The organism is Nonomuraea sp. NPDC049400 (genome assembly GCF_044466425.1).
Taxonomy (GTDB): domain Bacteria; phylum Actinomycetota; class Actinomycetes; order Streptosporangiales; family Streptosporangiaceae; genus Nonomuraea.
The window spans coordinates 90,579-104,169 of sequence record NZ_JBITMP010000011.1 but is presented as its reverse complement, the minus strand read 5'-3'; the positions used below and the strand labels follow the sequence as shown (position 1 = coordinate 104,169).

14 protein-coding genes are annotated in these 13,591 nt (G+C 70.6%); 7 read left to right on the top strand and 7 right to left on the bottom strand.

What is annotated here, in order from left to right; genetic code table 11:
- Positions 1–70: 70 nt before the first annotated feature.
- Complete coding sequence (locus ACIBVN_RS19170; RefSeq protein ID WP_397138024.1) at positions 71–1,090, bottom strand: LacI family DNA-binding transcriptional regulator; 1,020 nt, start codon at positions 1,088–1,090, stop codon at positions 71–73.
- 179 nt (positions 1,091–1,269) lie between these two features.
- Positions 1,270–1,665, bottom strand: coding sequence for an acVLRF1 family peptidyl-tRNA hydrolase (locus ACIBVN_RS19165; RefSeq protein WP_397138022.1), 396 nt, complete (start codon positions 1,663–1,665; stop codon positions 1,270–1,272).
- A 380-nt stretch (positions 1,666–2,045) separates the two neighbouring features.
- Here ACIBVN_RS19165 and ACIBVN_RS19160 point away from each other — a divergent pair, with 380 nt between their 5' ends.
- Positions 2,046–3,071: an EAL domain-containing protein gene (locus tag ACIBVN_RS19160; RefSeq protein ID WP_397138020.1), complete on the top strand. Its 1,026-nt coding sequence runs from the start codon at positions 2,046–2,048 to the stop codon at positions 3,069–3,071.
- A 64-nt stretch (positions 3,072–3,135) separates the two neighbouring features.
- Here ACIBVN_RS19160 and ACIBVN_RS19155 read toward each other — a convergent pair whose 3' ends face one another.
- Positions 3,136–4,419 (bottom strand): MFS transporter, encoded by a 1,284-nt coding sequence (locus ACIBVN_RS19155; RefSeq protein ID WP_397138018.1) that lies wholly within the window; start codon positions 4,417–4,419, stop codon positions 3,136–3,138.
- A 166-nt stretch (positions 4,420–4,585) separates the two neighbouring features.
- Between ACIBVN_RS19155 and ACIBVN_RS19150 the strand changes: the two genes are divergently transcribed.
- Positions 4,586–5,491 (top strand): LysR family transcriptional regulator, encoded by a 906-nt coding sequence (locus tag ACIBVN_RS19150; protein ID WP_397138016.1) that lies wholly within the window; start codon positions 4,586–4,588, stop codon positions 5,489–5,491.
- Positions 5,492–5,574: 83 nt separating this feature from the next.
- Positions 5,575–6,867 carry an aminotransferase class V-fold PLP-dependent enzyme gene (locus ACIBVN_RS19145; protein ID WP_397138015.1) on the top strand — a complete coding sequence of 431 codons (1,293 nt, stop codon included), beginning with the start codon at positions 5,575–5,577 and terminating at the stop codon, positions 6,865–6,867.
- 42 nt (positions 6,868–6,909) lie between these two features.
- On the opposite strand, the gene hisG is transcribed toward ACIBVN_RS19145, so the two are convergent.
- From hisG to ACIBVN_RS19130, 3 genes are all read right to left on the bottom strand, one after another.
- Entirely contained in the window at positions 6,910–7,755 is an 846-nt protein-coding gene (gene hisG / locus ACIBVN_RS19140; RefSeq protein WP_349448914.1) for an ATP phosphoribosyltransferase, read from the bottom strand.
- Between the two features lie 64 nt (positions 7,756–7,819).
- Positions 7,820–8,083, bottom strand: coding sequence for a phosphoribosyl-ATP diphosphatase (locus ACIBVN_RS19135; RefSeq protein ID WP_020547470.1), 264 nt, complete (start codon positions 8,081–8,083; stop codon positions 7,820–7,822).
- 411 nt (positions 8,084–8,494) lie between these two features.
- Positions 8,495–8,665 (bottom strand): acetylxylan esterase, encoded by a 171-nt coding sequence (locus ACIBVN_RS19130; RefSeq protein ID WP_397138012.1) that lies wholly within the window; start codon positions 8,663–8,665, stop codon positions 8,495–8,497.
- A gap of 166 nt (positions 8,666–8,831) precedes the next feature.
- Between ACIBVN_RS19130 and ACIBVN_RS19125 the strand changes: the two genes are divergently transcribed.
- The 4 genes from ACIBVN_RS19125 to ACIBVN_RS19110 all read left to right on the top strand — a co-directional run bounded on the left by ACIBVN_RS19125 (position 8,832) and on the right by ACIBVN_RS19110 (position 13,257).
- Positions 8,832–9,848, top strand: coding sequence for a LacI family DNA-binding transcriptional regulator (locus tag ACIBVN_RS19125; RefSeq protein ID WP_397138010.1), 1,017 nt, complete (start codon positions 8,832–8,834; stop codon positions 9,846–9,848).
- A gap of 221 nt (positions 9,849–10,069) precedes the next feature.
- Positions 10,070–11,326, top strand: a complete 1,257-nt coding sequence (locus tag ACIBVN_RS19120) for an extracellular solute-binding protein (RefSeq protein WP_397138009.1) — start codon at positions 10,070–10,072, stop codon at positions 11,324–11,326.
- Between the two features lie 66 nt (positions 11,327–11,392).
- On the top strand, positions 11,393–12,301 hold the full coding sequence (locus ACIBVN_RS19115) for a carbohydrate ABC transporter permease (RefSeq protein WP_397138007.1): 909 nt from the start codon (positions 11,393–11,395) through the stop codon (positions 12,299–12,301).
- The gene (locus tag ACIBVN_RS19110) at positions 12,301–13,257 is read left to right on the top strand and encodes a carbohydrate ABC transporter permease (RefSeq protein WP_397138005.1); all 957 of its coding nucleotides are present in this window, start codon (positions 12,301–12,303) and stop codon (positions 13,255–13,257) included. Before ACIBVN_RS19115 ends, ACIBVN_RS19110 begins: the two co-directional genes overlap by 1 nt.
- Here ACIBVN_RS19110 and ACIBVN_RS19105 read toward each other — a convergent pair.
- Positions 13,247–13,507 carry a hypothetical protein gene (locus ACIBVN_RS19105; protein WP_397138003.1) on the bottom strand — a complete coding sequence of 87 codons (261 nt, stop codon included), beginning with the start codon at positions 13,505–13,507 and terminating at the stop codon, positions 13,247–13,249. The genes ACIBVN_RS19110 and ACIBVN_RS19105 overlap by 11 nt on opposite strands.
- Between the last annotated feature and the right edge of the window lie 84 nt (positions 13,508–13,591).

The window sequence follows — 13,591 nt, the reverse complement described above, 5'->3', positions numbered from 1 at the left end:
TCATGCGCAGGGTGTTTCAGGGCAGGCGGCGGCCCCGAATGAAACGGTTCATGGGTGACAGCGCCCGGGGTCAGGCGTCGCGGCGCAGCGCGCTGGACTCGCGGATCACCAGGTCCGGCTGGAAGATGACCTGCCGGTGGCGGTGCTGCTCGGGGTCCGCGACCTCCTCGAGCAGCAGGTCGATGGCCGTACGTCCGAGCAGCTCACGCGGCTGCCGGACGGAGGACAGCGGCACCGCGGCAGCCGCGGCGAAGTCGATGTCGTCGTACCCGATGATGGCCAGGTCCTCGGGCACGCGCAGCCCGTGCGTGGCCATCGCCTGTAAGAAGCCCAGCGCCATCATGTCGTTGGCGCAGAACGCCGCGGTGGGCCGTTCCTCGGGGGGCAGGGCGGCCACGCGCTCGCCGACGGCCCGTCCCTCCGCGACGGTCAACGTCGGGGACGTGGAGGTGAGCAGCTCGACGGCGCCGTCGGCGGCCGCGACGGCGCTGCTGACGCCCGCGTGCCGGTCCGCCACCTGTCTTATGGACGGCGGTCCCCCGACGAACAGGATCCGCCGGTGCCCCCGCTCGATCAGATGGGCGCCGGCGATCTGCCCGCCGAGCCGGTCGTCGACCGCCACCGAGCACTGAAGCCCGGTCGCCGGGCTGTCGACCAGCACCACGGGCGTGCCGCGGCCGGCCAGTTCCTCCAGCCAGGGGCTCTCCATCTCGACGGGGGTGATCAGTATGCCCAGGACCCGCTGCTGTTCGAGCTGGTCGAGGTGGCGGCGCTCGCGACCGGGGTCGCCGGCGCTGTTGCAGAGCACCACCATCGAGTCGTGGTCGTCGGCCACCGACTCGGCGCCCTGGGCCACGTCCACGAAGAACGGGTTGGAGACGTCGAGCACGACGAGGCCGACCGTGCGGCTGCGGCCCACCCGCAGGTGGCGGGCCACCTCATTGCGGACGAAGCCGAGTTTCTTGATCGCTTCGAAGACGCGTTCGCGTGTGGCAGGGGACACGATCTCCGGGCGGTTGAGCACATTGCTCACCGTGCCCACAGAGACGCGCGCCAGCTGCGCGACCTCCTTGATGTTCCTTGTCGCCATCGATCCTCACGAGGCCGTGCTGCTCTTGAGTGCAGAAATCGCTGGTGGACCGCGTGGGCGCGGCCCATCGTGAACTCTGGCATCATAGCGGCATTCAAGATTCTTTTGAATCGTCTCAAACTCTCAAAGCGGTCACGAGGGGCCGTGAGGGGACACCGCATTGAATCCGCGCGCGGCGCTCAGAGCGGGTCGACGACGCGGATGCGGGCGGCGCGGAAGGACGACGGGGTGTCGCGGAGCACGGCCAGCCTCGGGTCCGGGACCACCAGGAACGGCTCCGTCTCCAGGGCGAGCAGAGGCGCGAGCCGCCGGTCGGCCCGCAGGGCGTCCACGGCGCGGCGGTCCCCGCCCAGCACCACCCCGTCCAGCTCCCCCAGGTACGGCGTCAGCACCCGCACGGCCGTCTCCACCGCGTCGTCGTACGCCTGGACCGCCTGGTTGCGCCGGCGCCGGGCGAAGCGCTGCTGCGACCACCCGCCCGCCGCCGTGCGCCCCTGCACCAGCCGCGATCCCACCTTGGACGCCACCAGCGACGCCCCCAGGAAGACCCCGGCCGCGTAGCCCCCGAGCCGCACCAGGAACACCCCCCACCCGCCGCTCCGCCTGGGCGTGGGCGACGAACCGGGTGACGTGCGGCGGCCCGGGCGGCGCCATGGGCGGGAATGGCACGTGCAGCTCGGCCAGCGCCCCGTCGGCGGCCACGAGTCGCACGACCCGGTCATCTCCGGAAGCTGAGAAGGGCCCGTGACGGCCCGCGAACCCGTCGATCCACGGATGCAGGCGCTCCGGCGGCACCGTCACCCACCGGCCGCCGCCCCTGGCCGGACGCGCACTCATGCCCCGAAGGCTAGCCGAACACCATCGCCTCACAGCGCCCGCGGAGTCAAAGCGAAATGTCGGTTAATTTTGGCTCGCGGGGCTTCTGCGCCACTCGCCGTTGCAGCAGCATCTGTACGTGTCCTCCCTGCTCACAAGCCCCTTGGTGGATCTCGACACCGGGGCGGTCATCGCCCACCCGGCCGTCGTCGACTCCACGGGCACGCTCAGGGCGGCCCCTCTGCCCATGGTGCTGGAGCTGCCTGTCGGGGTCGTGCTGGCGGGCGCGGGCGCGCTGGCGCCGCTGCACGAGGCCCTCAGAAGGGCGGGCAGGCATCCGCGCGAGGCCATCCTGCTGCTCACTGGAGCGTGCCAGAAGCAGGACCGCCCGCTTCTGAAGGTCGGGCTCGACGGCCTGCGCACGATCGGCTACCTGCTCGGCTTCGCCGACGTCGGGACGGTCGGCGCGGCACTCGACCTGGCCACGGAGGCGAGCCCGTACCTGCTGGCCCTCGACCCCGAGCTGGTCGCGCGCATCCCGGGCGACCACCGCGCGTCGGCGGTGGCGCGGGCGGTGGTCACGCTGGCCCGCGGCGTCGGCGCCCACGTGCTCGCGCCAGGCGTCGAACGCGAGCCGCAGCTCGCGGTGGCCCGTGGCATCGGGGTACGCCTCGCGCACGGCCCCCTGCTCGCCCCCGGACCCGACGGCAAGGTACGGGTGCCGCTGCCCGTCACCGACGAGCCGGCCGCGATCATGCTGGGCCCGCGCGTCCAGGAGCTGCTCATCCCGGCGGTGACGCTGCCTGCGGAGGCCAAGGCGGAGGACGCGGTGAAGGCGTTCGGGCAGGAGCCGACGATCACCAGCGTGATCCTGGTGGACGAGTTCCAGCGGCCCGAGGCCAGCCTGGACAGGAGCCGCTTCCTGCTGTCGATCGCGGCCCGCTACGGGCACGCCCTGCACGGCCAGAAACCGGCGCGGCGGCTGGCCGACCCGCCCCGCACGGTGCCGCGGACGACCCCGGCGATAGCGGCCATGCAGGCCGCGGGCCGGGACCGGGCCCGCGTCTACGACGACCTGGTGGTCACCGACGAGATGAACCGCTGCCTCGGCATCGTCCGCGTCTCGGACCTGATCAGGCAGGTGACCTCGACCAGCGGCCGATGACTGGCCGGCGGCGCGGCTCAGAGCGGCGCGGCAGCCGGTCAGAGCGGACCGCCGGAGCTCAGGCTCAGGCCCGCCTGCGCCACCAAGTGACGAGCACGCCGCCCGCCAGGACCACGGCCGCCACGACGCGGTATCCGGCGCTCATCCCGTACGTGGCCATCACCGTCCCCATGACGGCGACCCCGACCGCGCTGCCGAGCTCGCGGGTGGCGCTGTTGAGCCCGGAGCCGAGCCCGGCCCGCTCGCGCGGCAGCGCGGCCATGATCTCGTGCGACAGCACCGGCAGGCAGACCCCCATCGCCGCCCCCATGATCACCAGTCCGGCGGCGTACGCCGGGTAGGGCATGGCCGCGTCCGCGAACGACAGCAGCGCCAGCCCCGCCACGATCCCCGCCAGGCCGGCCGGGACAGCGCTCCGGGCGGGCAGGCGGCCCGAGAGCCGCGACAGGACGATCATGGGGATGGTGAGCGGCAGGATCGCCAGGCCCGTGACCAGCGGCGAGAAGCCCTTGACCGCCTGCAGGTAGCGGGCGTTGACGAAGAACATCGCGAACAACCCGAAGAACGTCACCGCCACGCCCAGCGTCCCTGCCCGCAGCCGCGGCAGCGCGAACAGCCGGGGGTCGAGCAGCGGCCGCCGCGCGCGAAGCTGGTGCCCGGCGAAGACGCAGAACAGCACGGCCGCCGCGCCGAACGCCGACAGCACGAGCCCGCTGCCCCATCCGGCCTCGGGCCCTTCGATGACCCCGCCGAGCAGCGCCACGGACGCGGCGGTGAGCAGCGCCGTCCCCGGCAGGTCGAGCGGGGTGGACTCCAGACGGGGCACCCGCGGCACGACCACGGCGATCAGCGCGGCCAGCACGCCGGCCAGCAGCACCGGCACGCCGAACAGGGCCCGCCATGGCAGGTACTCCATGACCACTCCCCCGCCCACATTGCCGACGACCCCGGCGGCGCCGGTGGCGGCGGTCCAAGCGGCGACGGCGTGCCCGCGTTCGGTGGCCGGGTAGGCGCCCACCGTCAGAGCCAGGGAGGCGGGCATGACCAGGGCCGCTCCGGCGCCGCTCACCGCCCTGGCGGCGATCAGCGTGGCGACGTCCGGCGCGAGCGCGGCCACCAGGCAGCCGGCGGCGAACACGCCCAGGCCCGACAGCAGCACCCCCTTGCGGCCGAACCGGTCGCCCGCCGCTCCGGCGGGAATGAGCAGACAGGCGAAGACGATGACGTACGCGTCGACGATCCAGAGGATCTGCGACGGCGATGGCCGCAGCTTGCTCGCGGCAAGCGTGGGGATGGCGAGGTTGACGGCGGCGACCAAGGCGACCGCGAGTATCACGGATGAGGCCATCACGGCCATGATCCGCGTTCGGGCCGGATGTCCGGTTTCCGGCATCGTTGCGGGCATGCGAAACCCCCGGTTGTGGAGATGGGTGATGAGTGAGCGGAGGCCTCCCGCGGGATCACCGTAGACTCGGCGCCGGCCTTACCTCAAATGCATCTTTGACAGGTGATATATGCGTCAGACGCAACCTAGCCTCGACCTGCTGATCGCCCTGGACGTGCTGCTGGAGGAGTGCAGCGTCTCGGCCGCCGCGCAGCGGCTGCACCTGTCGGAGCCCGCCATGAGCCGCACGCTCGGCCGCATCCGCAAGGCGATGGGGGATCCCGTGCTGGTGCGCTCGGGGCGGCAGATGGTGCCGACGCCGCGGGCGCTGGCCGTGCGGGGGGAGGTCCGGGCGCTGATCGAGGCGGCCAGGAAGGTGTTCACGCCCCCTGGCCGGCTGGACCCGGCCACGCTGGTGCGGCGGTTCACCATCCTGGCCTCGGACGCGGTGATCACTGCCATGAGCGTGGCGCTGCTGACGGAGGCGGCCGCGTCGGCTCCCGGCGTGCGGTTCCATTTCATCGCCGAGGGGTACGGCGACGCGCGGGCGCTGCGTGACGGGAGCGCGGATCTGGAGGTGACCGTGATCTCGGACCCGGCGCCGGAGACGCGCGTCGAGCCCGTCATGGTGGACAGGGCTGTGGGCGTCGTGCGTCCCGGGCACCCGCTGCTCGACGGCCCGATCACGGCGGAGCGGCTGGCGGCGGCCGAGCACGTGATCGCCAGCCGGCGGGGCCGCGCGCAGGGACCCGTGGACGAGGTCCTGGCCGGCATGGGGCTGACGCGCCGCGTCGCGGGCTCGGTGCCGACGTTCGAGGCCTCGCTGATGGTGGTGCGGCAGTCCGATCTGGTGGGAACGACGCCGGAGCGGCTGACCAGGCCGCTGGTGGAGGCGCTGGGGCTGGTGACGTTCCCGATCCCCTTCCCGTTGCCGGAGATGACGCTGTCGCAGGCGTGGCATCCCCGATACGACATGGACCCCGCGCATGTGTGGCTGCGGGAGCTGGTGCGCGAGATCCTCGGCGGCCAGGGCTGAGCGGCGTCAGCCGGGGCGGCGCGGGGATGGCGCGGCTCGCGTGGTTCCTGGGCGGCGGCGCGTCGCCGGGATAGGAATGAGCCATGCGTCTGAACAGGAGGGCATTCCTGGGGGCGGGGATGCTGGCCGGGGTGAGCGCCGGGTGCGCCACCACGTCGTCGGGCCGGACCGGGAAGGGGCCCGGGTTCGACCCCCAGGACTGGGCGTCCGTGCGGGCCCAGTTCCAGCTGGACCCCGCGTACGGGCAGTTCGCCGCGTTCATCCTGGCCCCTGCCCCGGCCCCGGTCCGCGAGGCGATCGCGAAGTACCGTGACGCCCTGAACGCCGACCCCGAGTACGCCCCGCCCGGCCCCCAGGCTCCCGACCAGGCGATACGCGAGGCCGCAGCCCGCTACCTGGGCGCCCGCGCCCAGGAGATCGCGCTGACCGACAGCACCACCATGGGCCTCGCCCTGGTCTACTCCGGCATCAGGCTGCGCCCGCACCAGGACGTGCTGACCACCGAGCACGACCACCTCGCCACCCACGAGGGCCTGCGCCTGCTGGCGGGGCGCACGGGCGCGGAGGTCCGCAGGGTCCGCCTGTACGACGACCCGGCCCGCGCCACCGAGGACCGGATGGTGCAGGCGCTCAAGGCCGGCCTCGGCCCGCGTACCAGGGTGGTCGCGATCACCTGGGTGCATTCGAGCACCGGCGTCCGCGTGCCCGTGCGCGCCGTCGCAGACATGATCGCCGAGGCGAACAAGGGCCGCGACGAGCACGACAGGGCGCTGCTGTGCGTGGACGGCGTGCACGGGTTCGGCGCGCTGGCCGACGGGATCGCCGACCTGGGCTGCGACTTCCTGGCCAGCGGCACGCACAAATGGCTGTTCGGGCCGCGCGGCACCGGCATCGTGTGGGGCAGGACCTGGGAACCGGTGGCCCCGATCATCACCAGCTTCAGCAGGGCGGCGTTCCAGGCCTGGCTGCACGGAGGATCCCCGGGGCCGAGCACGGCCGAGCTGGTCACGCCGGGCGGGTTCAAGGCGTTCGAGCACCGGTGGGCGATGCCGGAGGCGTTCGGGTTCATGACGGCGATCGGCCAGGACCGCGTGCAGCGGCGCACGCAGGAGCTGGCCACCAGGCTGAAGGCCGGCCTGAGCGAGCTCCCGCAGGTCACGCTGGCCACCCCCGTGGCGCCTGAGCTGTCGGCGGGCATCGTGTGCTGCTCCATCGCGGGCATGCGACCGTTCGAGGCCGTGGAGCGGCTGCGCGAGAGCAAGGTGATCGCGAGCGCGACGCCGTACAACCCGTCGCTGCTGAGGTTCGGCACCAGTATCGTGACCAGCCCCGAGCAGGTGGACCATGCGGTCGAGGCCGTGAAGGGGCTGAGCTGAGCCGAACGGCGCCGGGCACTCCAGCCCGGCGCCGGGGCAGGATCAGAGGCGGCAGGCGTAGATGTCGGTGACCAGGATGGCCCGTGCGCCGATGTCCCACAGCTGGTCCATCACCCGCTGGTGGCCGTGGCGGCGGACCATGGCGCGCACGGCGACCCAGCCCTCGCGGTGCAGCGGCGAGACCGTGGGGCCCTCCATGCCGGGCGTGAGCGCGATGGCCTCCTCGATGCGCTCGGCGCGGATGTCGTAGTCCATCATGACGAAGTCGCGGGCGTGCACGACTCCCTGGAAGCGGCGGACGAGCTGCTCGACGCCGGGTGTGTCGGGCGAGCTCTGCTGCTTGATCAGCACGGCCTCGGAGCGCATGATCGGCTCGCCGAACACCTCGAGACCGACGTTGCGCAGCGTCGTGCCGGTCTCCACGACGTCGGCCACCGCGTCGGCCACGCCGAGCCGGATGGCGGTCTCGACGGCGCCGTCCAGCTTGATCACACGGGCGTCGACGCCCGCGTCGGAGAGGTATTTGTCGAGCAGGCCCGCGTAGGAGGTGGCGATGCGGCGGCCGTTGAGGTCTTCGACCGAGCTCATCGTGCCCGCCATGGCGGCCAGGCGGAAGGTGGAGCCGCCGAAGCCGAGCGGCATGATCTCCTCGACCGGGGCGCCGGAGTCGACCAGCATGTCCCTGCCGGTGATGCCGACGTCGAGCGTGCCTTCGCCGACGTAGACGGCGATGTCGCGGGGGCGCAGGAAGAACAGCTCGCAGCCGTTGGCCTCGTCGACGACGACGAGCTCCTTGCTGTCCCTGCGCGACCGGTAGCCGGCCTCTTTGAGCATGTTTTGGGCGGCTTCGCTGAGCGCGCCCTTGTTGGGTACTGCCAGACGCAGCATGTTCAGGTCCTCGAATTGTCTCGCTGGTGCTTCTCCAGGGGCTTGGTGGCGGGCGCCGGGCGCCCTAGAGATGCTTGTAGACCTGGTCGAGGCCGATGCCCTTGGCGATCATGAGCACCTGCACGTGGTAGAGGAGCTGCGAGATCTCCTCGGCTGCCCTGTCGTCCGACTCGTGCTCGGCGGCCATCCAGCTCTCGGCGGCCTCCTCGACGACCTTCTTGCCGATGGCATGGACACCGGCGTCGAGCGCGGCCACGGTGCCCGAGCCCGCGGGCCGGGTCCTGGCCTTCTCTGACAGCTCGGCGAACAGCTCTTCGAAGGTCTTCATGGTCTCTCTCGTCGTTCGGCTGACGTGCTTGATAAGCCTAGTCTGCGCGACGGGGTGACGCCGCCTTCCGTCCGCCATGCGAGACGGCGTCGCCCCCTCTCATCCGAGCGCTTTCTTAGCCCTCGCGATCCGCTCCATGGCGTGCACAGACTCGCCGCCCTCGTGGCCGTTGTAGGGTTGAACTCCTCTCCACCATGAATCAATGGTGGAGATTCTTCCCGTCACCCTCAGGTGCGGGGGTTCGCGCTTCACCGACCCGGGCAACCCCGAGTCTCCACGCGCTGTCACCGCCGTTCCGGCGGCCTAGTTGTACCGACAAGGACACGATCTCCCGATGGGCTTGGCTATCGCCTTCCGGTTCGATCACTCGAACCGTACCCACAGTGGCCGAGAGAGTGCAATAAGTTACAGTCAAAGGCGCTGGCCCGCATCCGGGCAGAGCTTGACGTCCTTCTCGCCGGCGTAGTGGTTGTAGGCGGCGAACACCGTGGACGGCGGCGTGATCCCGTCCTGCAGCCCGACCGAGAACAGCGCCGGCGTGGTGGTACGGGCCTCGGCGAGCGTTCGGTCCCAGAAGGCCAAACCCGTTCAGCGGCAATGGCCGCCCCTACTCCATTACTGAACCGCTTCATAGCTGCCTGGCGCGTCGTCGCTGGTGACGGCCTCTTGTCCGCCAGAGGAGGAATAGGCCAGGGTGGCGGACAATATCGCTGATACGGTTCAGTCAGGTTCGCGAGAGGAGCACGGGGTGAAGAGGCCAACGATCGCCGACATCGCCAGGCGGGCCGGCGTGTCCAAAGGTGCCGTCTCCTACGCCCTGAACGGCCAGCCCGGCGTCTCCGCGGAGACCAGGGCGCGCATCCAGGCGATCGCCCAGGAGATCGGCTGGCGCCCCAATCTGGCCGCGCGCTCGCTCAGCGGCGCCAGAGCCGACGCCATCGGCCTCGTCCTGTGCCGCCCCGCCCGTTTCCTCGGCGTGGAGCCGTTCTTCATGGAGCTGATCAGCGGCATCGAGGGCGAGCTGGCGGCCAGCTCGTGCGCGCTGATGCTGCAGGTGGTGCCCGACCACGAGGCCGAGATCGCGATCTACCGGCGCTGGTGGGGCGAGGGCAGGGTGGACGGCGCGATCCTGGTCGACCTGCACGCCGACGATCCCCGGGTGCCGGTGGTCGAGCGGCTCGGCATGCCGGCGGTGGTGACCGGGCACCCGTCGGGCGCGGGCTCGCTGCCCGCGGTGTGGTCGGACGAGGTGGCCGTGTTGCGCGAGGTGATCGAGTATCTCGCGGCGCTCGGCCACCGGCACATCGCCAGGGTGGCCGGGCTGCCGGCGCTGCTCCACACCAGGATCAGGGACGGGGCGTTCTCGGAGATCTGCGCCGAGCTGGGCGTGAGCGAGCATCCGGTCGCGCACACCGACTACACGGGCGAGCAGGGCGCCCGGGCGACCCGGCGGCTGCTCAGCTCCCGCTCCAGGCCCAGCGCGATCGTCTACGACAACGACATCATGGCGGTGGCGGGGCTGTCGGTCGCCCAGGAGATGCGCCTCGACGTCCCCGCCGAGCTGTCGATCGTGGGCTGGGACGACTCGCCGCTCTCCCAGGTGGTGCGACCGGCGCTCACGGCGGTGACCCGGGACATCCCCGCCTCCGGCGCGCACGCCGCGCGCACCCTGCTCCAGCTCATCGGAAGCGGGGAGCCGGGGAGCCTGGAGGGGCCGCCGGCGCGCCTGCTGCCCCGGGGCAGCACCGCCCCCGCACGGCCGTGACCGAACCGTTTCACAGGCGATGTAGCCACAGGTCAGCGGCGCTGCGAGGGGAAACATTTCAGCAACCTCAGAGACTGGCTATTGTAACTTATCCGTTTAAGTGGTGAGATCCCTACACCATAGAAATTGGGCACCGGTCGTGGGGATGCCCTCGCACATCCGCACGCCCCCGCCGACGGGGAGCTCCGGCGCCCATCCGACCGATAGATCGGATAGCCCCCATGCGACGAATGATGGCAGCGTGCAGCACGGTCCTGCTGACGGTCCTGAGCGCGGCCTGCGCCACGAGCGGCCAGACGCAGACCAAGCAGGCCGACCAGAACGCCCCCGCGACCCTGTCCTTCTGGTCCACGGGCGGAGATGACGAGACCGCCACCTTCCAGAAGGCGGCCGACCTCTATCACCAGAAGCACCCGAACGTGACGATCAAGGTGCAGACCCTGTCGTGGAGCGATGCGTACGCCAAGCTGCTGGCGGCGGCCACAAGCCGCAGCGGGCCTGACATCATCTCCGGCGGCATGACCTGGACCATCCAGTTCGGCGCCAGGGGCGCCATGGTGGATCTGCGCAAGCACGGCGTCGACGCGCTCAAGGCGCAGGCGCTGCCCGCGCAGTGGGAATCGGCCGTCTCCCCCGACGGCTCGGTGTACGGCGTGCCGCTGGACATGTCGACCCTCGCCCTCTACTACCGCACCGACCTGCTGGAGAAGGCCAAGGTCGAGCCGCCCAAGACCTGGGACGAGCTGACCGCGGCCATCGACAAGCTCAAGGCGGCCGGCGTGAAGAAGCCCTACAGTCAGGACTGGGGCAACCTGGACTGGATCGGCTACTTCAACTACCTCTACCAGGCGGGCGGCTCGTTCTACACCCCCGACTGCAAGCCCTCGCTCAACACCCCGCAGGCCGAGCAGGCGCTGAAGTACTGGGTGGACCTCTACCGCAAGCACGGCGCGCCCACCGCCACCGTGGAGGGCTCCGACGCGCTGGACACCGGCACCGCAATGGTGGTGGCGGGCAACTGGATCGCCAAGGGCATCGACATCAACAAGCCGAAGCTGAAGGGCAAGTGGGCGATGACCACGATCCCCGCGGGCCCCGCCGCGCCGACCGCGTTCATCGGCGGCCGGGCGATCGGCGTGACCTCCTTCAGCAAGTACGTCCAGACCGGTGCCGACTTCGTCAAGTTCATGTACAGCGACGAGGCCATCACCGCGATCGCGGACGAGGCCAGGAAGCGGAACCTCTCCTACATCCCGCCGCGTCCTGACAAGATCGTGGACGGCTCGGTGTTCGCGCCCGAGCAGGCGAAGGTGTTCGAGGCCTCGATCAAGACCGGTAAGGCCGCGCCGGGCTGCCCCGGCTGGGACGAGAGCGCGCCGGACGTGGCCAAGCAGCTCCAGTCGGCCATCCTGGGCAAGTCAGACGCCAAGACCGCGCTGGCGGAAGCCGCCAAGGTCATGGAGCGCAACGCCGGATAGCCGCCCGCCGGGACCGGCCGCGCCGGTCCCGGCCCTCCGATCCAGGAGTCTGACCCAGGAGCTGACATGGCCCCCATCCCCTTGCGCAGCAGGTTGCGCCGCTACGGCACCTCGTACGCGATGCTGCTGCCCTTTCTCGCGCTGTTCGCGGGGTTCCTGCTCTGGCCGCTGGCCAACTCGCTCTACCTGAGCTTCACCAAGTTCGACGGGATCAATCCCGCGGCGTTCACCGGTCTGGACAACTTCCGGCAGCTGGCGGAGGACGCCAGGTTCCGCCACGCGCTGGGCAACACCGCCCTGTACGTGGTGGGGTCTGTCGTGCTCGGCACGCTGCTGTCGCTGGGCCTCGCCCTGGCGTTCAACGGCACCAGCTGGCCGCACCGGATCATGCGCACCGTGTTCTTCCTCCCCTCGGTGACCTCCTCCATCGCGCTCATGCTGATGTGGAAGTGGGTCCTGTTCCCCAGCGACGTGGGCCTGGCCAACACGATCGTGGCCTGGTTCGGCGGCGACGCCGTCGCCTGGCTGGCCACACCGGGCCTGACGATCCCGATCCTGGTGCTGATGTCGGTGTGGGGCGGCATGGGCTACGGCATGGTGCTGTACGTGGCCGGGCTCGGCGCGATCCCCCAGGAGTACTACGAGGCCGCCAAGATCGACGGCGCGTCCACCTGGCGGCAGTTCCGCCACATCACGCTGCCGCTGCTGCGCCCCGTCACCACGTACGTGGTGGTGACCGGCCTGATCGGCGCCTTCCAGGTGTTCGAGGCCGTCTACATCGTCTTCCAGCAGGGCGCCAACACCATCGGCGGCGTGCTCGACTCGGGCCTCATGATCGTCCCCTACCTCTACGACCAGGGATTCACCCACTTCAGGCTGGGCTATGCCTCGGCGATCGCCTGGGTGCTCTTCCTGATCATCTTCGCGCTCAGTCTCGTCAACCTGCGCGTGGGCCGCGCCACGAAGGAGCTGTGATGGCCGTCGCCCCGATGGACACGATCGCCCCGGTCCAGCAGTCCGGGCACAGCGCGGAGACCGGCGGCAGCCGGCGCTCCCGGATCAACGGGCATCTGCTGCGCCTGCCGTTCTACCTGCTGTCGCTGACGATGATCGTGCCGTTCTACTGGCTGGTCATCACGGTGTTCAAACCGCCGCAGGAGCTGGCCAGGACGCCGCCGTCGTTCGTGCCGCAGTCCCCCACGTTCGACAACTTCTACGACCCCGACTGGACCCCCAAGGGGATCAACCCCGGCCACTTGCAGGGCATCTTCCAGCGTTACCAGGTGGACCTCGGGTTCTGGCGGTTCCTGCTCAACAGCATCGTCATCACCACCGCCATCACCGTCGTGTCGCTGCTGATCTGCTCGCTGGCCGCGTACGTGATCGCCAAGCACGACATCAAGGGCCGCCGGACCATCTTTCTGATGATCATCGCCTCCATGATGGTGCCCTGGCAGACCACGCTGATCCCCAACTACGTGATCATGCGGAACCTGGGCTGGCTGGACAGCTACGCCGCCTACATCATCCCGGCCCTGGCCAAGGCGTTCGTGCTGTTCTTCCTGGTGCAGTTCCTGCAGTCGATACCGAACGAGCTGATCCAGGCCGCCAGGGTGGACGGCGCAGGCGAGTGGCGGATCTGGTGGAAGATCGTGCTGCCGCTGCTGCGGCCGGCGCTCGCCGCGATGTCGATCTTCATCGTGCTCGCGGAGTGGAACAACTTCCTCTGGCCGCTCATCATCGTGCAGAGCGACGAGATGGCGAACATCCCCGTCGCCCTGGCCAGGCTCAACTCCTATTTCGGCGGGCCGGACCACCAAGGCGCGATCATGGCGGGCGGACTGATCGCCTCGGTTCCGACGATCGCCTTCTTCCTGATCTTCCAGAAGTACTTCACCCGCGGCATCGCGCTCAGCGGCCTCAAGGGCTGACCCGGTGCGCTTGGAGCAGCTCCAGGAGGTCCCGGTCCACCAGGAACCCGTCGAGCTGCTCGAAGCGCGCCCCGGGCCGCCGGTGCCCGATCACCCCGAACGGCCCCTGGAACTCCCACAACGCGTAGCCCCAGCCGAACGAGGCGAACACGCCGAGCACGTCGGACAGCCAGCGCAGCGCGACGCCGTTCGGCGTGTGGTCGTAGCAGCCGAACTCGCCCACATGGACGGGCACGCCCTCAGCGGCCACCGCCCGCCACGGGACGTAGAAGTCACGCAGCCCGGCCCTGTCCCAGTGCCGTTCCTCGTAGTCGCAGGGGTAGGCGGGCTCGGC